Here is an 18,746-nt window from a genome sequence, read left to right as displayed (position 1 = left end):
GGTTTCTGCAACTCTTGCGGCAGAAAAAAAAACGCGCGCTGGACTCTGCCCGCCCTCCGGCGGTGGCTCAATCTCCTTTTCAACTTTACCCAGTGTCCACAGTGTCGAACGTATCACCTTGCGCAGCGCATTCCGCTCTTTAGTTCAGCATAATCTACTTAACGGAGTAGTAGTAGTAGTCGGCCCTGAAAAAGTCAGGTCACAGGCACTGGGAGTGGATGGGCGACAAAATGGCGCCAGAGTTTCTTGAGATTCCAAGCCGCACCACTCAGCAGAGTGTTGATCCGATCGCCGACTTTGCCAAGCAGATAATTCCGATTCATGCCGTGATCATGTTTGGTGTGGCCAATCACCGGCTCAATCGCTGACCGGCGGTTGAGCAACTTACTCAAGAGCGGCGTGAGATTCCGCCATCCGGTAATGTACACCGCCACGCCCTTGGGATGATAGCGCTGCCCACGAAAGCCCTTATCGACAAACACTTCCTCGGGTCGGGTGCCCGTCAAGCGCTTGACCTGGGCTAGCGCCGGTTTCAAAGTCGCTCCATCATACGGATTGTCATGCACCGCATCGATTCCGACAATCCAGTTGTTCTGCGACGTGGTGACGATCGGCACTTTGCACCCAAACTCGTAGTGCTTCTGGGCTTTGCCTTTGGCGATACACTCGACCTCTGGAGCATGCACGCTGTAGACCTTGCCATGATCCGTGCGTTGCTGCGTGAAGATCCGCTGGGCGACACTCACGACTTGTTCCTGTTTGGGTGCGAGCTTTAACTTCCCCCGTTCCACATTGCGCAGCACCCGCCCCAAATACGTGCGCAGTTTGCGGGTTTCTCGTCGGGCGCGTTTGCGTTGCCGCGCAGCACCATAGCGCCCTTGATTCACTAAGGCCCGCTTGCTCAGCCGTACATAGCTTTGGCGTAACTTAAAGTTACAACACCGCGCCACCCGGACTAGGGCTTGCCGCGCCTTGTGATACAACCGCGCATCGGTCGGAAACGCGATCGCCTTCTCCTGCACCGTCGTGTCCACATTGACCCGTTTGAGCTCTGCCGCCGGGAGCAGGGCTTCCCGTTGCGCGGCCGCTAAGGATTCTTTGAGCACCTTCTCGCTGCCCTCGACTCCCACGCGCTGGCGCCACTTCACTAAACTCGTCGGATCACACGGCCACTCGTGCATAAAATAGGCTTCCCCACAAAAATACTGCCAGTACGGATTCTCCACCCAACTCGCCACCACTACCTCATCACTCACATTATAGAGGTATTTCAAATAGTGCAGACCGACGAGCAATCGCGTTGGGAGCGCGGGGCGTCCCATCTCGACAGCATACAACTTGCCAAATTGTCGCTCAAATTGTCCCCAGTTCACTACGTTGGCTAACCGAGACAGGGGATGGCTCGCATTGAGGAAGTCCTTCAACAACACGTCTCCGGGACGCGCCACCCGATTCTTTGGCTTTCTCCACTTCATGAAATCACCAGCTTTTGTCCCCTTCTGCTCATTTCCTGGCGATTCTAGCCCATCTGTTTGTCGCTGGCGTCCCCACTGATCCTACGCTTTCGCCTTTTTTCAGGTTCGACTACGTAGTGAGTTGTTTTGCGGCGTTCTGTCCGGCAACAAGAACGCCGCCTTGATTATTCAGGACAGAAGATTTCCTGCTTTCTGGGTCCAGGCGTGGTCGCTCGATGCGACCTCGGCGCGATTCTCAGCTAACCCATCACTGACAAGAAATGCCTCTTCATAAGGAATCGATGACGTGTTCGCCAAGAGCTGAACGGTGACGTTGTTGTTCCTCACTCCGCCAGTGGCAACGCCACCGGCACCTTGCACGATCGCCGCTGGTGCATTCCCAGAAGAAGAGTTCCACGCCAGCGCAGCCGTGAGGGAATTCCCGCTCGTCGCAACACCGTCCATACCAACCGCCCCAACAAGGCGGAGAGCGTTCTTGCCACAATCAGCAACACGGTTATGCACAAGGGTGAAGAAGCTAGCATTGCTGTGTGCTTCACCGACGGCACCTTGCGCAAGGATACCGATAGGGCTGCCAGTAATGACGTTTCCATCAGCTCCCGCGTGGACAGACGTGCCGCACGGAACTTTTTCTCCTAAAGGAAACGCTCCAATCACACTCAATCCAAACTGCTTGTTATTACGCAATGTGTTATCGGCAATCGTCAAGCGCAACTGGTTTTGCGATGGGCCAAAAGATCCGCAAAACAACAAGCCGCCACGCTCGCTGTCTTCAATGGTATTACGTTGCACCAGCGCTTCAAACGATACGCCGTCGGGCTGAGAGAAAAAGCAGATGAATGCCAGTCCATCAGCAAAACACTCGCGCATCGTATTGTCGGAGACAACAAGGCGATTGCGGTGCCCGCTCCGTGCCTCAGCGAAAATGTGATGCCCTTGTCGAGCACCGACCCCACGTGGCAACGAGGGTTCGAAACGTTTGCGTCCGTTCGAGAGAAATTCACAATGAGAGACAGTCACATCAGTGACACCGCAAAGATAGATGCCGTGACCACCATGTTGACTGATCGTACAATCGTGAATAGTTGCTGACGAACCTGGAGGAACCGCCACACCGTGCCCACCACCGTTACTCACAGTCAGATGACTCAGCGACGAAAAGTCACTAAGCGTGATTACAGACAAATCCGTTCTGATCGGATTAAAAGATGGGGCAAACTGCCCCTCTCCGTCGATGCAACAAGCATGTTTGTCGGCTCCGATCACTGACACTCCAGGTGGAATGACTAATGGCAGCTGTTCTCCAGTACGGGTTGGCGAGTATTGTCCAGTCTGGACCAAGACAACATCTCCAGATTGGGCAAATGAGAGTGCTTTGGTGATTGATGTGGCATCAGCTTGAGAATCGGTAGGGTGAACAATGATGGTACGCATAGCCCCCTCCAGACACGCGTTGAGAGAAAAATCACAAAAAAAGGCCCGAATGACAACATTCGGGCCAGGGCTCAAGACGGCGGGGTTCCCACAACTCCGAACGTCTCTACGCGTCAGGCAGCCTACCGAACTCCGCTTTGGGGGTCAATACCTTTTCTCACAAAAAGAGAAATTCCTTGGAGAAACTGGGACAACGTTTGCACAAAAGTAGAACATTCTGCTAATTTTCGTCGATGCAATTAAGCAACACTATTTTAACTCCACGAACCGTCCGCCCAGTAAGGAGTTTTTTTTAAAAAATCTTTTCCCAAATGCTATTTCTCTCTTGACGCATTTCTTATTGTTTGTTAGAAAACAGTTTGGAAGTGAGATCCGCCTAGGGCTCGTTAACCGTAGTAAGGGGTTCCCGAACCACGACAGGCGCTAGGGACAAGGCATGGGAAGGGTTGTATGCTCCCAGGCACTGGCAGCCTGAATACTCAGGAGGTCACTATGGCAGCTAAGAAAGCCGCGAAGAAGCCGGCGAAAAAAGCCACCAAAAAGAAATAACGTCTTTCACCTTTAGTTACTCCTTAGGCGGAGGACTCAACGGAAAAGGCCCTGAACCTCAGGGCCTTTTCTTTTTCTCTGCGTGCCGCTATAGGGACGGAATCATGGCAAGCGATCCCACAGATAAACTTCCTCGTATTAAAGTCTCCAGTGCCTATCCTGGCGAGTGGTACATCGTCGAAGTCGACGGCGGCGACGGTGCAGTGTTCATGGAACTTCGCCGCCCAGTCGGTGAAGAGTCTTCAGACGTTTTCCATCTGGAGATTAAGACGTCAATTCAGCGGTTCGACGTCAAGAGTGCCAAGACCGGTGGAGCCGCCCACACCCATGAGGGTGTTGAGTCAGTGCATCTGACTTTTAATAGTCCATCGACAGTATGGCCAGATTTCGTTCGCTGCATTCAAGCCATTGCCAGTATTTTCGACGAACTCCCAACGACGCCACTCGATCGCGAGAAAGTTCGTGAGCACTTCTTCAAGAATAAAAAATAGCCGGTAACGCGTTCTTGGCTTGAACTCTTACCGTCCCCCTTCAGCAGCGTGCCCTTTCTGCGTTCGCACAACCACATCGTCTCGCCGTGTTTCCACACGTACACTTCGGTAGCGATCCGACGGTAAGGTCGAACGATAGCCGAGCGTGTATTGCTGGCGTAATTCGCGCGAAATGGCCTGCACTGCAGCGTCAAGTACAGACCGACTCCCCATTACATCAGCCGGGTTGAGTAAGAAGTGTTCCCCTCCGGTTTCGCTACTGATCTGACGTAAGATGTGAGAATCCACTCGATCATCTCCTATGCCACTACCGACAACCGCAAAGGGGCCAATCATAATTGATGGACCACTAATCCCACCGCCCCCTTGAGGATTACCAATCCCAATGGTGTAGAGGAGAACGCCGGAACGGCGTGCCGCATTCGTGACCTGATCAAGCGACGTAAAGCTTCCGGTATCGATCCCATCTGTTACCACAATCAACGCCTTTTTCTGATTCTGCCCAGTCTTGACGCGACGTAACCCATCAAGCACTGCATCATAGAGCGACGTACCACCTACTGGCCGCAGCAAACTAACGGCCTGCATCAAGAGGGTCCGGCTGTCAGTAAAATCCTGGAGGAGAGAAGGCTGCTGGTTGAACTCAGCAATAAACACTTCGTCTCGAGGGCGAATAGACTCAATAAAGCGACGCAATGCTTGCCGAGCCCTTTCGATCTTCGTCTTCATGCTGCCACTGGTATCGACAATCAATCCCAGGCTCACTGGCTCAGTATCGCCAGTGTTAAAGTAGGTAATCTCTTGTGGAACTCCATCTTCATATAAAGTGAAATCGTCCCGCTGCAACCCAGGGATATAGCCACCTTGGGGATTTGTCACAGTAACCGTCACTGCTTGCGGCGCACGGACGTCTTCGTTTTGGCGGCGCGGTGGAAGTTCTGGCTGCGAACGTGGTGGCAGTTCCGCCTGTCGCCGTGGTGGTTCAAGCGACTCTTGTTGTCGTTGGGACGGAATTTCTAGCACTTGCTTCCCTGAACGCGTAGGCTTCTGCGGAGCTGGGAAGGGAGAGGGTTGCTGTGATGGCGGAGTGGGTCGTTCTCCTTGCCAGTCGTCATCCGTTCGCGACCCTTGCCATTCTTCACGCGAAGAACGCTGCTGAGCAAAGAGCGTGGTCGCTGCAAAGACGGTCAGGAGCGTTGCCACCAGCACACTGGTTAATCTGTTCGTGCCCATGACGGTATCCTCCTAAGGGGGAGATTAGACCCTTCTGTTAAGAGGAACAAGCCGGTATCACAAAAGACTCGCTAGTCGATGGCGCTTGACCCTAGAGGCGCTTCCCTCTATGACGATGCCCGCAGTAAAGGACTCAGCATGATCATCACGCATCGTGGTATTACTCCGACGATTCATCCGAGCGCCTATATCCAACAGAGTGCACAAGTCATTGGCGATGTCCACATCGGCGAGGAATCGAGTGTGTGGTTCAACGCTGTGGTACGGGGTGATGTCTGCTATATCCGCATCGGCGCACGTGTGAATATCCAAGATAATGTCACTATTCATGTTTTTAGTGGCGGCATCCCAACGATTATCGGAGATGGGGTGTCGATCGCACATAATGTCGTTGCCCACGCCTGCACCATTGGCGCTTTTACCTTAGTAGGAATGGGAGCGATTGTCCTTGATGGTGCAGAAGTTGGCGAAGAGTGCTTAATTGGCGCAGGGGCTGTCGTTTCCCCCCGCAGTAAAATCCCTCCCCGTTCCCTTGTTCTCGGGAGTCCGGCGAAAGTCGCTCGGCCACTGAAACCGGAAGAAATTGCCACACTCCATCGCACGGCAGAGAACTATGTTCGTTTTGCTCGTGAGTATATTGATCAACGTATCCCGTAATCCACAGGGCAAAAGAACTTGTTCCCGTCAGTGAGCAGTCGCATGATGCTTCCGCGAAACCGCTGCTGGCTCCACGCCATATTCGCTGGGGTCGTTTTGCTCAGCAGCATAGGCGAAGTTCGGGCAGACCGTCTGGCTGATATTCGCGCGCGCGGAGTCCTTCGCGTTGGTGTCAGCGGCGATTACCGACCATTTAGCTTCTGCGCAGAGAACACAACTGATTGTGAAGGATTCGACATCGTGGTTGCACATCGCATGGCTACAGATCTCGGGGTACAGTTAGCCCTAACCCGCTTCCGTTGGCCAGAACTCCTGGACGATCTTCGCGCCAACACATTTGACATCGCAATGAGCGGTATCACTATTCGTCCAGAGCGCCTTCTGCACGCGACTTTTACCCAACCTTACACTATTGCCGCAGCAGTTGTGTTGGTTACCGATGCGAAACGATTTACCTCGTTGACTGCGGTTGACCGGCCAAACATTCGCCTCGCAGTTAATGCGGGTGGCCATCTTGAACGGGTTGCACGGGCACATTTTCGTCACGCGACCATCTTACCGACCGCTAAGAATCTCTCTTTGCCAGATCTCGTAGCTTATCAACAGGCGGATGCGTTACTCACAGATTCGCTTGAAGCTCCGCACTTTCTTGCCGCCCATAGGAGCTTGCGTGCGCTCCCAGCTTTTGGCCGTGATCGCAAAGCCTATATGGTCCGTCGAACCGACAGCGAATTACGGGAATGGTTGGAGCACTGGCTTCTTGCTCGTGAAACAGATGGCTTCCTCAACGCACTCCGTACCCGCTGGGTGAAGAGCGAACAAGGAGTGAAATCCATCCATTGTCGGCGCTGTTTGCTCTGCTGGATGTTCGCTTAGCACTGATGCCGGCGATTGCTGACTATAAACGCCGCTACAGCCTCCCGGTCGAGGACATCCCAACAGGAACAGGCAGTACTGCAACATGTCGCAGCTCAGGCGCGCACGTTGGGCCTCGACGAAAGAGCCGCACAGCATGTCTTCAAGGTACAGATCGCGCTTGCAAAAGAAGTACAGCAAACAGCCCTGCAAAACCCACTGGACGAGAACGGCATCCCTTCATGGGCGCGGGGGCTAGACCTCAACAACGATCTCCGTCCTGTACTGACAGAACTGAACGACCGGATCGTCCGCGAGTTAGCGCGAGCCGCTATACATTTACAGGATCATTCTTTGCTGCAACGCCTCACAGACGAAGAGGTCACTATGGGTGGCGTTTCTGCGACAGGAAAACAACACCTCACGGAGGCGCTGTTGGCAGTCGGAAACGGAACGCGGCAAGAGGAACATCGCTGAGGGGTGAGCTCTTACGACCTTCTCATCCTGGTTTATTTCTGCTCCAACTCTTCAGCAAATCCCTTAGATCGCTGCACTGCGCGCTCATACTGGCCAGGAGTGAGACGCCCACGCATGAGCTCAATGCGCAAAAAGAGAAAATAGGTTTGGATAACATCTTGGCGACAGTAGCGGTGAATGTCGAGGAGCCTTTTGTCTTGCCACAATTGCTGGACCATCGAGCCGTCGATCTCGGTTTTTCCCGGCAAGCCAATTAGCTTCGCTATGACATTGAATCCGCCACGTAAGCGATGAACACCGTGGTTGGTGAGAAAATCATACAGGTCGTAATGACCTTCTTCGGCGTAGCGGTTGCGGTGTTTTCCGCCAAAATAGCGAGGAGCTGAGCATCCATACTTGAGCGCTTGCAGTTCTAATACCGGTAAATCGAAGTTCCGGCCATTAAACGTCACCAAGGTGCCGGGGAACCGTTCGAGTCGGGCCCAAAAGCTTCGGACAATCCCATCTTCGCTGTATTCACCTTCATCAACAGTTTCAACTGCGGTCAGAATACGTTCTTCATTTACCTGCCCAATAGCGATTGAAATTGGAATGTGGAACGAGAGGGGGAAAAAGTCGTTTCCCTGTTCCTGCCGGAGTTGCTGTTGAAACCGGGAGTAGGCTTCCTCGGCAGAGAAATTCTCGTGCGAGAAATACACTTCTCGCACTAACTCCTTGTTGATCCGAGTTTCAATGTCGACGATCGTGTACCGCATAGCATTCCTTAACAAAGCGGAGAAGACCTGTTCGCCGAGAGAAGCGCTCCCCCTTCATTGTCGGGCGCAAAGCGATTCTGTTTTCGGCGCATCGTCCGCGGGCAGAACAAAAACCTCACCGCAGCACGTTACTGAGCAATGAACTTGACAGAGTTTCCTTCTTCGACCCGTCGCGCTTTGCCGTCGTACATCAACAGATGCAAATGCGCGAGAGTTTCAAATGTTGCCGCCATCGTATGGAAGATAGGCCGATCTTGAGGCAGGCCAAAAACTTCCAGTGCTACGTCATACGCCGTTCGTGCATGTCCGCGCCGAATTGTATCAAGAATCTCCTGCAATCTATATCTGTGATGTTGGATGATTTGCTGCGCACGATAGCGGTGGTCTTTAAATACTCCTCCATGTGCAGGAAGGACCAAGTCAACATCGAAGGGCTGCACTTTTTGTTGAGAATTAAGAAAATCTTGGAGCGGATTGTCTGGTCCAAAATAATAGACCCCAACGTGTGGCGTAATCTTTGGTAACAGATGATCCCCAACAATGAGTACCTTGTCCTGAGGCAAATAGAAGCAACAATGTCCGGACGTGTGTCCTGGCGTCCAAATCACTACCACTTCCCGTTTTCCAACATGCAACACATCACCATCATTGAGGTGGTGGTCAGGCTGCACCGGCGAGTACAACGTTCCGAAATACCGGCCAGGGGTGGGCATCGCACCAGGGGAATCAGGGAGGGGTACTCCATGAGAACGAAAAAAAGCGAGCGCTTCAGGTAACGGCGTATGGGATTGCATACGTTCAACCCGGGGAACTTCGAGCGCATGGAGGAACACTGTTGCGCCAGTCAGCTCCTTATACAGCCGCGAAGTACCAAAGTGGTCGGTATGATGGTGCGTACAAAAAATTTGCCGAACCGACGTCAGCGGACATCCCACTTGAGCCAACGCCGTTTTAAAGGTCTCAATGCTTTCCTCACTATGCATGCCGGTGTCGATCAGCGCCCATTCGTCGCCATCGCGCACCAGATAGACATTGACGATGCTGGGCCGCATCGGTAACGGCAAATAGAGTTGATACACACCGGAAGCAACCTCATGGATCTTTGTATCCATAACCTTTACTCGTGTACGCGATCCTTCACCGGAAACGTCGCTTTGATTTTGACTTTCCACCGTGCCACCATGCCATCCTCAACTTGGGCAGAAATATCCGTGAGTTGTACCTGGTAAATCCCACTGATAGCTACAGCCGCACGAGCAATAGCAAGCGAGACCGCGTCCTCAATACTCGTTGATGATGCTCCAGTCAGTTCAATCGTTTTCTCAACCATACGACCTCCTTTGTCGCTGAATAGCAACGACAAGTTCCTTACCTGTACTCCGTCGAGATCCTGTGTTTTCGCCTATATATTCTCACTATTGTCGCCCTGCGCGTTGGGGGGACGTTATCTCTGCTCGCAGTTCCGTGTGTGGCGGGACAACGACCTCCGCGGGCGCACCAAGAGTAGTCAGGCGCATCTTGAGAGTGTGTTGAAAATGCGCCAAGAGTTCTCGTTCTTGTTCTTCTGTCACATCTTCAACCAAGCGCTGGACAAGCAGCCCATTTAAGCTGGCCATCAGGAGCGCAGCTTCTGCCTGCGGTTGAACAGTAGCAGCGAACACACCGCGGACTTTGCCACGCTCAAGAATCGACGCCAACAGTTCACGGTACACATGATAGAGTTGCCGGACTTGCGACACCAGCTCTGGGCTATTGTCATCGCCTCGAACGACCTGTCCGAGAAAAAATTTGACGGAAGAGAGATGCTCCGCAACAAATTCGTAGTAATCGTTGATCAGACGTTCAAGTTGATCACTCTCAGTGAGTCCATCAAGACCTTGATCGAGAATCTCATACGGCGCAAGAAAATGTTGGAGCGCAGCGTGAAAGAGCTGCTCTTTACTCTCAAAGTGCCACAACACCAGCGCTTTGCTCACGTGCGCGGCGCGCGCCACTTGAGCGAGAGAGGTTGCGCGAAAGCCTTGCATAGCAAAGAGGCGCGCTGCGACTTCTAGAATCTTTTCACGGGCACCCATAGGGCAGCACGGTAGGGAAAAATTTTTTCCCTGTCAACGCACGAAGGGCTTGTCAAAACAAAGGCAGTCATATATGAGCCCGACATGGCCGCCATGTACCTGCGTGCCGGGGTTTGGCTGGGGATAGTGGTTAGTGTGGTGTGCGGCGTTGCCCAATCCCGTCTGGACTCATTTTTTCGAGATCTCCTCCCCCCCCCGATGCGAGAACTTTCTCATCCAGTGCTTCCTCGACAAACAAGAGTTGGTAATTATCTTCATAGTGAAGTGCAGTTCCCCGTTCCCCCACCCGAAACTCCCCAAAGTAGGCAATTTTCCACGACAAACGCCATCAACGATTCACAGACCGTGTTCACTCGCGAGATGAAAGAATTGTTCAATGCACGAAGGCGACTGTCACGCTATGATCGAGTTATTGCTCGCCATGCGGAAGAAGCAGGGTTTGATTGGCGATTTGTTGCGGCGTTGATTTTTGAAGAATCACGGTTTGATCACCGTCGTGTGAGTAGCGCGGGGGCATCCGGCCTGATGCAACTCATGCCCTTCACTGCACAACTTGTTGGCTTAAAAAACATCCAAGATCCACATGCAAACATTGAGGCTGGAGTGAAATACCTCAGCTTTCTTTCACGTCAATTTCAAGATGGACGCCCGCGTGACCGTCTCGCTCTCATTCTGGCGAGCTACGTGATGGGACTGGGGCATGTCGAAGACGGGCAACGAATCGCACGGCTTCAAGGATACGATCCAGATTGTTGGGGTGAGTCGATGGAGCTCATCTTACCTTTGTTAGAAAATCCGACATATCACAGCAAGACACTGTACGGATACGCCCAAGGACGTGAGGCCGTTCGCTATGCGAACGCTATTCTTGAACGCTACGATGTGTATTCGCAGCTTGTGGAGCGGGACTTCTCACCAGAAGAAGTCCCGGCACCATCTGACAGTCAGGCAGCCTCAGCAGTCGCAGGCTGACCAGTAAACGACAGCTGCTTACCATCCCAGTCGACAACAACACGCGAATGTTCGCGAATCTCGCCAGCTAACAGTTTGCGACCAAGCGTCGTTTCAATCTCGCGTTGCAGTAACCGCTTGAGAGGACGTGCGCCATACGTTGGGTCATACCCAGTAGTCGCAAAGTACTCTTTCGCTGCCTCGGTGAGTTCGAGTGTGATATGGCGCTCAGCCAACCGTTTGCGCAGGCGTTCAAGCTGAATGTCGACAATCGACTTGAGATGCTCGCGAGCCAAGCTGTGGAACACCACAATATCGTCAACACGGTTGAGGAACTCGGGTCGGAATTGCTGTCGGAGTGCATCTAGCACAGACTGTTTCATCCGTTCATAGGCATCCGAATCTGTGTCACCGCGATAGCCCAGAATTAACTGACTGCCAACGTTCGAGGTCATGATCACTGCCGTATTCTTGAAGTCGACCGTACGGCCATGACCATCAGTAAGCCGTCCATCATCGAGAATTTGCAACAAAACGTTGAAGACATCGGGATGGGCTTTCTCGATTTCATCGAACAAGATGACCGAATACGGTCGTCGTCGAACCGCCTCGGTCAGTTGTCCACCTTCATCATAGCCAACATATCCCGGAGGGGCACCAATTAAGCGCGCCACGGTATGCTTTTCCATGTACTCTGACATATCGAGCCGCACCATGTTCGCTTCATCATCGAAGAGGAACTCCGCCAACGCCCGCGCCAGTTCGGTTTTCCCCACACCCGTCGGACCAAGGAAAATAAACGAACCAATCGGACGGTTCGGATCCTTCAGACCGGAGCGGGCACGAATCACCGCATCGGCAACTACCTGGACGGCCTCGTCTTGCCCAATGACACGTTTATGCAGATGTTTATCCAGCTGCAAGAGCTTTTCCTTCTCACCTTCAAGCAACTTCACAACAGGGATACCTGTCCAGCGTGAAACTACCGCGGCAATGTCATCCTCGTCGACATGGTCTTTGATAAGACGTGCACCACCTTCTCCGGCGGTCTCAATCATCTTTTCCAGCTCGGGAATATCTTTGTATTGCAGTTCGCTCGCCCGCGCGAGATTGTATTCTCTACTATCCGGGCGGCTCACCTTGTCGAGTTCCTGACGTGCGGCCTCTAACTTTTTTTGGAGTTCGGCGACACCACCGAGCGCGCCTTTCTCTCGCTCCCATTGCGCACGCAGTCGATGGTCCTCTTCTTTCAGATCAGCAAGTTCTTTCTCGAGTTTGATCAAGCGTTCGCGTGATGGTTGGTCAGTTTCTTTACGCAACGCTTCACGCTCGATTTCCAGTTGCATCACTCTTCGTGATACTTCATCCAACTCTGTCGGCATCGAATCGATTTCCGTGCGTAGTTTCGCCGCAGCTTCATCGATCAAGTCGATTGCTTTATCTGGCAAGAAGCGATCGCTAATGTAACGATGTGATAGGATGGCCGCGGTGACAAGCGCAGCGTCTTTAATCCGTACACCATGATGGACTTCGTACCGCTCACGCAGCCCGCGGAGAATTGAGATGGTATCTTCAACGCTCGGTTGATCGACCAACACCGGCTGGAAGCGCCGCTCCAAGGCACGGTCTTTTTCGACATATTTGCGATATTCGTCGAGCGTCGTCGCACCAATGCAGTGCAACTCGCCACGCGCCAGCATTGGCTTCAGCAAGTTGGAAGCGTCCATCGCTCCTTCAGCCGCACCAGCACCGACAACCGTGTGGAGTTCGTCAATAAAGAGAATAACTTCACCGTCAGATTCCTGGACTTCCTTGAGTACGGCTTTGAGGCGCTCTTCAAACTCACCACGGAATTTCGCACCGGCAATCAGCGACCCCATATCAAGCACGATGAGTCGCTTGTTCTTCAAGCTCTCCGGAACATCACCACGAATGATACGTTGGGCCAATCCTTCAACAATCGCCGTCTTCCCCACTCCAGGATCGCCAATCAGGACAGGATTGTTCTTGGTCCGGCGGGATAAAACTTGCACGACGCGGCGAATTTCTTCATCACGACCAATGACTGGATCAAGTTTTCCCTGCGTCGCGAGCTTGGTCAGATCTCGTCCATAACGCTCTAACGCTTGGTAGGTCGTCTCCGGATTCGGACTCGTGACACGTTGATGCCCCCGTACTTTCTGTAGCGCTGTCATGAAACGTTCACGCGTCAATCCGAGAGACTTCAGAAGTCTACCAATGTTGCCACTCTCGCTCAGCATCGCCAAGAGTAAATGCTCGACGCTGACATACTCGTCTTTGAGCTCTTTTGCCTCGTCTTCGGCTTGCGTCAAGGTGCGAGACAGCCGTTGTGTGATGTAGACTTGTTGAGCACCCGCACCTGGCCCTGACACCTGAGGAATCCGGGTGAGTTCTTGTTCGACTCGCTCACGGACCGCGCTTGGCGCGATCCCGGCAGCTGCGAGTAAGGCAGCCGTTAATCCTTCAGTCTCTTCGCAGAGCGCAGCAAGGAGATGTTCCACATCCACACTCTGGTGGCTGCGCCTCGTCGCTAATGCCTGTGCATTGCGCAGCGCTTCTTGCGATTTTTCAGTGAAACGATTGAGATCCACGAATTACTCCTTCTCTCTCTGCTCTGCTGCCGCCCTGGACGATGAATTATCCCTGAACGTGAATTTTGCGCGGCTTTGCTTCTGCACGGAGAGGTACCTCAATCGAGAGGACGCCATCTCGATAAGAAGCGGTGACCCCATCAGCTTGAACCGGTTTCTTCATGCGAAATACGCGCGCAAAACGTCCATGGGGCCGTTCACGGTGGAGATAGCGTTCCCCCTCTTTCAAGGTTGCCACTTTGCGCTCGCCTTTTACGGTCAGCATATTCTCCTTGACCTCTACGGCTACAGTCTCTGGCGCCATACCAGGCAACTCAATCGTAAATGTATAGCCTTCGGCGGTTTCACTCACATCAACAGCGGGATTCCACCCCTCGCCACTTTTTTGTGGATACGTATGCTCTCGCAGAGTGTCGTTCACGAGGGTAGAAAAGTGCCTATGTACCTCTGTCAATTCGTGGAATGGATCCCAATGGGTGAATGTCATGTAACGACCTCCTCTTGTCTGCATGTGAGATAAAGGTAAGTCGTCGCAACCAGGTGTCAAGGGAAAAGAAAACTACGAGTGATATTTTGTAGAAACAACAGAGAAAGAGAAAGATTTTGCTCCACAGGGCTTGCGGGGCAGAAGATAGTGATTACCTTCCCAAAGAGGGGTTATGTTGTGTAGTTGCTGAAACGATCGTTCACTTCTTGGTGGATATAGAAGATCGCTTTCCCAATTTGATCAGCGGTCCAGGTAATACAGGGAAAATCTGGATAGGTCATATACCCACCTGAGAACACCTCATTCCGATTCCCATTGGGACCAAAGAAATAAATTGTGGTCCCACGGGTGATCCCATGCCGCGTCGGACCGAAATCAATCGTGAGTCCATTTTTTCCCAGTATATCTCCAGCTCTCAGAATATCATTCCAACTATCGAGCCAAAAAGCATAGTGATGCAGCTTGCCATTCGGGCCTTTGACAAAAGCGATATCATGAGCCTTGTTCGAACAGAACAGAAACGCCGCTAGTAATTCTTCGTTCCCAGGGCCAGGAATAATCCGCTCACTCATACGAAAGCCGAGCACGGAAGTGAAGAACTCAGCGTTGGTTTGAACATCATCTGCCGTGAGCAGTAGATGATCGAGGCGCGACGGTGCGATCCCCTTTTGTTCGCCCGGCCAAGGATCAGGATTGAGATTGCCTGTCGCAGTTCCGCTCTGTTCTGCCTCAGCATACAGTTCGAGCACATGCTCTGACGGCAGGGTACAACGGAGCGCTTGCCCGATGGCAAGATTCTCACCACGAGACACACGTCGCACCGGCACGCCAAACGCTTCAATCTTTTTCTCTAACGTACTCAGTTCGTCTTGCGACTCTACTTTGTAGCCCATTTTCACCAGCCCGAGACCACCATGTTCAACGACCACACTGTGATGATCGTACTCATCCCAGCACTTGAAGTACCGCTTCCCATCTGTACGAGCGACTTCTTGTAAACCCATCACGTCGGTGTAATACGCAGAGGCTTTCTCCAGGTCGCTCTCACGCACGTGAACGAACCCAAGCCGCATGACACTCATGACATTTCCCTCCTGAGTAATATGGCCTCAGCTTTAGCTGGCTTTTCGCGGAGCAGCAATCAGTCTCAAAGAACACAAGGGTAAAAGACGGATGATCCAAAGACTAGCGGTGCAGAAGTCGCCGCACCAGTTTCTTGCCGTACAATCGAGAGGTCTGCCAAGAGAACGAGCGTCGGCGAAGCAGATCAAGGCGGATGAACTTCCACTCGATTTCCTTCACCAACGCTTTGCGCTCGCCATCTTCTTCAATATATTTCAACAACTCTTGGAGGGTATGAATCTCTTTTTGAATCTCAGCTTCTGGAGGAAGCACGTGCGCATTACGGAGGATGTGATACGACATGCGCAAGTCCTCGGGAATCATACTGTGGTCTTCGAGTTGCAACGGCTTGCCTTTCCCCGGCAAATTATCAAACGCTCCATCTTTTTGTGCCTCACGGATACGCTCCCCTACTATGCGCGTAAAGAAGGAGATTGCCATCGATTCCTCCGTTTCCCCGACGTCACGATACGAGGAGCATCCTTCGACTGTCAACACGGGTTGATTCTTTGCCCAAACCAAGGCTATGAGAGAGAGCACGTTATTCACAAGGAGGGCTCATGGCGAAGATCGAATTTGGCACAGCGTTGCCGTCAGTAACGGGGACAGCGGAATTTGCTCGACAAGCAGAAGACCTCGGCTATGACTTTCTCGGTTGTGGTGAGCATGTGATGTTTTACGGGCCGGTCTCCAACACCTTTATCTCATTATCAGTCGCCGCAGGCGCAACAACCAAGATCAAGCTGCTCAGCTCGGTGGTCCTGCTCCCGCTCTATCCTGCGGCCATCGTCGCCAAAATGGGTGCTGCACTCGATGTTGCTTCCGGCGGACGCTACAACTTTGGTATCGGTATCGGCGGTGAGTTTCCCAAAGAGTTTGAAGCCTGCGGGGTACCAGTCAAGCAAAGAGGCTCCCGTACCAACGAGGCACTAGAAGTGATTACAAAATTGTGGACGGAAAAGAATGTCAGCTTCAAGGGCAAATACACCACCCTCAACGAAGTGTCGATCGAACCCGCTCCGCTGCAAAGCCCACACCCGCCCATTTGGGTCGCTGGGCGTAAGGAACCAGCAATGCAACGGACAGCAAAGTACGCCAATGGGTGGCTCCCGTATATGTACACTCCCGAGCAACTGCACAGCAGCATCGAAACAATTAACAAACTGCGTAAAGAGTACGGGCGAGAATCCGCCCCATTCACTCCGGGTGTCTTCATTTTCGCTGCTGTCCACGGCAACAAAGAAACCGGTCGACAAATGGCCAGTGACAAACTGAGCAAACAGTACAATCAAGATTTCTCAAAACTGATCGATAAATACGCCCTCGCGGGCACTCCTGAAGACTGCCGCAAACGACTCAAAGAGTATGTCGATGCCGGAGCGCAGATGATTGTTTTGCCATCGGCTTGTCGGCCTGACTACGTTGATGAAAACACCCGCTTGTTGGCCAAAGAGGTGATTCCAGCGTTTCGCTAATAGGGGTCCCTGAGGAAAGGAGTTTTTATGTCATCTGCCCAACCACTATTGTTCCACAAAGAGGCCCCGTTGGCATGGATTACGTTCAACCGTCCAGAACGCCGCAATGCCGTCAGTCTAGAAATGTGGCAAGCGATTCCAGACTTTGTCGCTCAGGTTGCAGCCGACAATGATATTCGCGTCCTGCTCATTCGTGGCGCCGGCGACGAAGCTTTCATTTCTGGCGCAGATATCTCACAGTTTGGTTCTGTCCGCGCTAACGCTGACACCACACAAACGTATGACCGAGCAACCGGCACTGCGCTGGCCTCGCTTGCAACCCTAGAAAAACCCGTTGTCGCGATGATCAATGGCATTTGTTTCGGCGGAGGCTGTTCGGTCGCGGTGATGTGTGATCTGCGCATTTGTTCTGATGATTCTCGGTTCTGCATCCCTGCAGCTCGTTTGAGTGTCGCATATCCCGTCGAACGTGGCGTCGAACGTCTCGTGCATGTTGTTGGGGCAGCGAACGCGACGGAAATTCTGGTCACGGCTCGCGTATACAATGCAGCAGAAGCCCTACGTATGAGCTTAGTCAACCAAGTTGTGCCGAAAGCCGAACTAGAATCCTACACGCGAGACTATGCCCTGAAGATCGCCGATAACGCCCCGCTGAGTGTCGCATCACACAAGTTCTTCGTGCGTGAGAGCACCAAAGCAGCAACCCTCCGCGACATGGACAAAATCCGCGCCTGGTCGACGCGCTGCTTTAACAGTGACGATTACAAAGAAGGTGTTACTGCATTTATGCAGAAGCGCAGACCGAAGTTTCAGGGGAAATAGTACGTCACACGTGGAGCGTGTTGCGTGAGAAAACAGCAAAGAGGGACTGCGACGAGTTCAAGTCCCTCGCAATACGTAACACGTTTCACGCGCCACAGTTCACTGCCTCGCCAAACTCCGAATAAACTCTCTCACCGCCTGTGCTGATTCCTGTGGCTTTTCGATCATGCAATAGGTGCCCCCGCCCTCTTTGATTTGTACAACTTGACTCTGTGGGCAATACATACGGAAGCTACGGATTGCGTCGATCATTGTAGCCGTCTTTCCGCCGAGCTTCCCCGAGTCCCCCAGCAAAATCAACGTTGGGACTTTGATCTTTGCTATATCGCTGGTGAGATCGATCTGCGTGAAGACTTCCAACGTTTTTGCCAGCGACTCAATCGAGAAGTTCTTCTTGAAAGCTTCAGCCTCGAAGATGGCAATGTCATTCCCCGTCTGTGAGAAGACATTGTGGTCTGCACAGCCAATCCACGAGGTAAACCGCGCTAGCGCCTCATAGCCAAAGACTTCGGTGATATCGAGAAACACCTGAAACATTTTGCGCGATGCAACACCAGCTTTGAAACTGGGATAAGTAATCAGACTTTTCACGCGGTGCGGATAGCGCGCAGTATAACGAATTGACAATGGAGCCCCTGTCGACGTACCCCATAAATTCGCCTCCTTCACATTGAGGTGATTGAGAATCATCTCTAAGTCATCGACCCACCGGTCAAGCGGATAGCCACCAACCCACGCACGGTCGGACTCACCCGCGCCGCGATAGTGCCAGTCAATCACCTGAAAATCTTTGGCAAGAATATCGACAACATAATCAAACTGATTATGCAGCAACCCAAACCCACCACTCAAAACCAGCGGCTCACCACTCCCTTTGACGCGGTACCAGAGTTTTACCCCGTTGTTATCATCAACATGTGGCATAAGGTTCTCCTTTTTCTCCCTCCTAACACAAAAATCGTTAACTGCCTGGTCTCTCGGGAGTTTGTCAGGATTTCGCTCCGAACACCAGCGCAATTAAAGATTGGTTCCCGCAAGTCCGATACTCCCGGTATCAGGAGCCGTATTTGGTGAACTGGAGAATAGCCATGCGCCATCATACCTCTCTCCACATCATCCTCGTATTCAGTGCGCTGCTGTGTCTGTGGCTGGCCTGATGAACGAAGAGGAAACACGAGAGGCAGGAAGGAGGAAAGAGCGACACCCGATTTGTTCCGCGGGAGCAAGCAAAGAAGGTCTTGTGAGCGAGCAGCGATGGAGCTAAGAGCGACATAGG

General features: G+C 52.5%; 19 protein-coding genes. 7 read left to right on the top strand and 12 right to left on the bottom strand.

The window, feature by feature from the left end; translation table 11 throughout:
• Positions 1-194: 194 nt before the first annotated feature.
• A complete protein-coding gene (locus tag FJ147_19970) occupies positions 195-1,475 on the bottom strand; it encodes an IS5 family transposase (GenBank protein ID MBM4258157.1) in 1,281 nt (426 codons plus the stop codon).
• 168 nt (positions 1,476-1,643) lie between these two features.
• Positions 1,644-2,909 carry a DUF1565 domain-containing protein gene (locus FJ147_19965; GenBank protein MBM4258156.1) on the bottom strand — a complete coding sequence of 422 codons (1,266 nt, stop codon included), beginning with the start codon at positions 2,907-2,909 and terminating at the stop codon, positions 1,644-1,646.
• 653 nt (positions 2,910-3,562) lie between these two features.
• Here FJ147_19965 and FJ147_19960 point away from each other — a divergent pair.
• Positions 3,563-3,949, top strand: a complete 387-nt coding sequence (locus FJ147_19960) for a hypothetical protein (protein MBM4258155.1) — start codon at positions 3,563-3,565, stop codon at positions 3,947-3,949.
• 27 nt (positions 3,950-3,976) lie between these two features.
• On the opposite strand, the gene FJ147_19955 is transcribed toward FJ147_19960, so the two are convergent.
• A complete protein-coding gene (locus FJ147_19955) occupies positions 3,977-5,182 on the bottom strand; it encodes a VWA domain-containing protein (GenBank protein MBM4258154.1) in 1,206 nt (401 codons plus the stop codon).
• A gap of 138 nt (positions 5,183-5,320) precedes the next feature.
• Here FJ147_19955 and FJ147_19950 point away from each other — a divergent pair, with 138 nt between their 5' ends.
• The 3 genes from FJ147_19950 (at position 5,321) to FJ147_19940 (ending at position 7,171) form a co-directional block, all read left to right on the top strand.
• A complete protein-coding gene (locus FJ147_19950) occupies positions 5,321-5,839 on the top strand; it encodes a gamma carbonic anhydrase family protein (protein MBM4258153.1) in 519 nt (172 codons plus the stop codon).
• Positions 5,840-5,881: 42 nt separating this feature from the next.
• A complete protein-coding gene (locus FJ147_19945; GenBank protein MBM4258152.1) occupies positions 5,882-6,715 on the top strand; it encodes a transporter substrate-binding domain-containing protein in 834 nt (277 codons plus the stop codon).
• A 108-nt stretch (positions 6,716-6,823) separates the two neighbouring features.
• Positions 6,824-7,171, top strand: coding sequence for a hypothetical protein (locus tag FJ147_19940; protein ID MBM4258151.1), 348 nt, complete (start codon positions 6,824-6,826; stop codon positions 7,169-7,171).
• Positions 7,172-7,203: 32 nt separating this feature from the next.
• On the opposite strand, the gene FJ147_19935 is transcribed toward FJ147_19940, so the two are convergent.
• The 4 genes from FJ147_19935 to FJ147_19920 form a co-directional block, all read right to left on the bottom strand.
• Positions 7,204-7,926, bottom strand: coding sequence for a 3'-5' exonuclease (locus FJ147_19935; protein ID MBM4258150.1), 723 nt, complete (start codon positions 7,924-7,926; stop codon positions 7,204-7,206).
• Positions 7,927-8,054: 128 nt separating this feature from the next.
• The gene (locus FJ147_19930) at positions 8,055-9,038 is read right to left on the bottom strand and encodes an MBL fold metallo-hydrolase (GenBank protein ID MBM4258149.1); all 984 of its coding nucleotides are present in this window, start codon (positions 9,036-9,038) and stop codon (positions 8,055-8,057) included.
• A 5-nt stretch (positions 9,039-9,043) separates the two neighbouring features.
• Positions 9,044-9,256, bottom strand: coding sequence for a dodecin domain-containing protein (locus FJ147_19925; GenBank protein ID MBM4258148.1), 213 nt, complete (start codon positions 9,254-9,256; stop codon positions 9,044-9,046).
• A gap of 85 nt (positions 9,257-9,341) precedes the next feature.
• Positions 9,342-10,001, bottom strand: coding sequence for a TetR/AcrR family transcriptional regulator (locus FJ147_19920; GenBank protein MBM4258147.1), 660 nt, complete (start codon positions 9,999-10,001; stop codon positions 9,342-9,344).
• 84 nt (positions 10,002-10,085) lie between these two features.
• Between FJ147_19920 and FJ147_19915 the strand changes: the two genes are divergently transcribed.
• Positions 10,086-10,973, top strand: a complete 888-nt coding sequence (locus FJ147_19915) for a hypothetical protein (GenBank protein ID MBM4258146.1) — start codon at positions 10,086-10,088, stop codon at positions 10,971-10,973.
• On the opposite strand, the gene clpB is transcribed toward FJ147_19915, so the two are convergent.
• The 4 genes from clpB to FJ147_19895 all read right to left on the bottom strand — a co-directional run bounded on the left by clpB (position 10,946) and on the right by FJ147_19895 (position 15,614).
• Positions 10,946-13,564 (bottom strand): ATP-dependent chaperone ClpB, encoded by a 2,619-nt coding sequence (gene clpB / locus FJ147_19910; protein ID MBM4258145.1) that lies wholly within the window; start codon positions 13,562-13,564, stop codon positions 10,946-10,948. The two genes, FJ147_19915 and clpB, sit on opposite strands and share 28 nt — an antisense overlap.
• Positions 13,565-13,610: 46 nt before the next feature.
• Positions 13,611-14,075, bottom strand: a complete 465-nt coding sequence (locus FJ147_19905) for an Hsp20/alpha crystallin family protein (protein ID MBM4258144.1) — start codon at positions 14,073-14,075, stop codon at positions 13,611-13,613.
• Positions 14,076-14,221: 146 nt separating this feature from the next.
• Positions 14,222-15,133 carry a catechol 2,3-dioxygenase gene (locus FJ147_19900; protein MBM4258143.1) on the bottom strand — a complete coding sequence of 304 codons (912 nt, stop codon included), beginning with the start codon at positions 15,131-15,133 and terminating at the stop codon, positions 14,222-14,224.
• 103 nt (positions 15,134-15,236) lie between these two features.
• Positions 15,237-15,614: a DUF1992 domain-containing protein gene (locus tag FJ147_19895; GenBank protein MBM4258142.1), complete on the bottom strand. Its 378-nt coding sequence runs from the start codon at positions 15,612-15,614 to the stop codon at positions 15,237-15,239.
• A 119-nt stretch (positions 15,615-15,733) separates the two neighbouring features.
• On the opposite strand from FJ147_19895, the gene FJ147_19890 reads away from it, so the two are divergent.
• A complete protein-coding gene (locus FJ147_19890; protein ID MBM4258141.1) occupies positions 15,734-16,648 on the top strand; it encodes an LLM class flavin-dependent oxidoreductase in 915 nt (304 codons plus the stop codon).
• Positions 16,649-16,675: 27 nt separating this feature from the next.
• Positions 16,676-17,470, top strand: coding sequence for an enoyl-CoA hydratase (locus tag FJ147_19885; GenBank protein ID MBM4258140.1), 795 nt, complete (start codon positions 16,676-16,678; stop codon positions 17,468-17,470).
• Positions 17,471-17,569: 99 nt separating this feature from the next.
• On the opposite strand, the gene FJ147_19880 is transcribed toward FJ147_19885, so the two are convergent.
• Positions 17,570-18,394: an alpha/beta hydrolase gene (locus FJ147_19880; GenBank protein MBM4258139.1), complete on the bottom strand. Its 825-nt coding sequence runs from the start codon at positions 18,392-18,394 to the stop codon at positions 17,570-17,572.
• Positions 18,395-18,746: the final 352 nt, after the last annotated feature.

Source organism: Deltaproteobacteria bacterium, from assembly GCA_016874775.1.
Taxonomy (GTDB): domain Bacteria; phylum Desulfobacterota; class Binatia; order Bin18; family Bin18; genus VGTJ01.
Note: the sequence above shows the minus strand (reverse complement) of the source record. Positions and strands in the feature narration are given on the sequence as shown.

Bases quoted from the DNA above. Each gene is read 5' to 3' on its own strand.
- FJ147_19970 (MBM4258157.1), bottom strand. From the start codon at position 1,475: ATGAAGTGGAGAAAGCCAAAGAATCGGGTGGCGCGTCCCGGAGACGTG.
- FJ147_19965 (MBM4258156.1), bottom strand. From the start codon at position 2,909: ATGCGTACCATCATTGTTCACCCTACCGATTCTCAAGCTGATGCCACA.
- FJ147_19960 (MBM4258155.1), top strand. From the start codon at position 3,563: ATGGCAAGCGATCCCACAGATAAACTTCCTCGTATTAAAGTCTCCAGT.
- FJ147_19955 (MBM4258154.1), bottom strand. From the start codon at position 5,182: ATGGGCACGAACAGATTAACCAGTGTGCTGGTGGCAACGCTCCTGACC.
- FJ147_19950 (MBM4258153.1), top strand. From the start codon at position 5,321: ATGATCATCACGCATCGTGGTATTACTCCGACGATTCATCCGAGCGCC.
- FJ147_19945 (MBM4258152.1), top strand. From the start codon at position 5,882: ATGATGCTTCCGCGAAACCGCTGCTGGCTCCACGCCATATTCGCTGGG.
- FJ147_19935 (MBM4258150.1), bottom strand. From the start codon at position 7,926: ATGCGGTACACGATCGTCGACATTGAAACTCGGATCAACAAGGAGTTA.
- FJ147_19930 (MBM4258149.1), bottom strand. From the start codon at position 9,038: ATGGATACAAAGATCCATGAGGTTGCTTCCGGTGTGTATCAACTCTAT.
- FJ147_19925 (MBM4258148.1), bottom strand. From the start codon at position 9,256: ATGGTTGAGAAAACGATTGAACTGACTGGAGCATCATCAACGAGTATT.
- FJ147_19920 (MBM4258147.1), bottom strand. From the start codon at position 10,001: ATGGGTGCCCGTGAAAAGATTCTAGAAGTCGCAGCGCGCCTCTTTGCT.
- FJ147_19915 (MBM4258146.1), top strand. From the start codon at position 10,086: ATGGCCGCCATGTACCTGCGTGCCGGGGTTTGGCTGGGGATAGTGGTT.
- FJ147_19905 (MBM4258144.1), bottom strand. From the start codon at position 14,075: ATGCAGACAAGAGGAGGTCGTTACATGACATTCACCCATTGGGATCCA.
- FJ147_19900 (MBM4258143.1), bottom strand. From the start codon at position 15,133: ATGAGTGTCATGCGGCTTGGGTTCGTTCACGTGCGTGAGAGCGACCTG.
- FJ147_19895 (MBM4258142.1), bottom strand. From the start codon at position 15,614: ATGGCAATCTCCTTCTTTACGCGCATAGTAGGGGAGCGTATCCGTGAG.
- FJ147_19890 (MBM4258141.1), top strand. From the start codon at position 15,734: ATGGCGAAGATCGAATTTGGCACAGCGTTGCCGTCAGTAACGGGGACA.
- FJ147_19885 (MBM4258140.1), top strand. From the start codon at position 16,676: ATGTCATCTGCCCAACCACTATTGTTCCACAAAGAGGCCCCGTTGGCA.
- FJ147_19880 (MBM4258139.1), bottom strand. From the start codon at position 18,394: ATGCCACATGTTGATGATAACAACGGGGTAAAACTCTGGTACCGCGTC.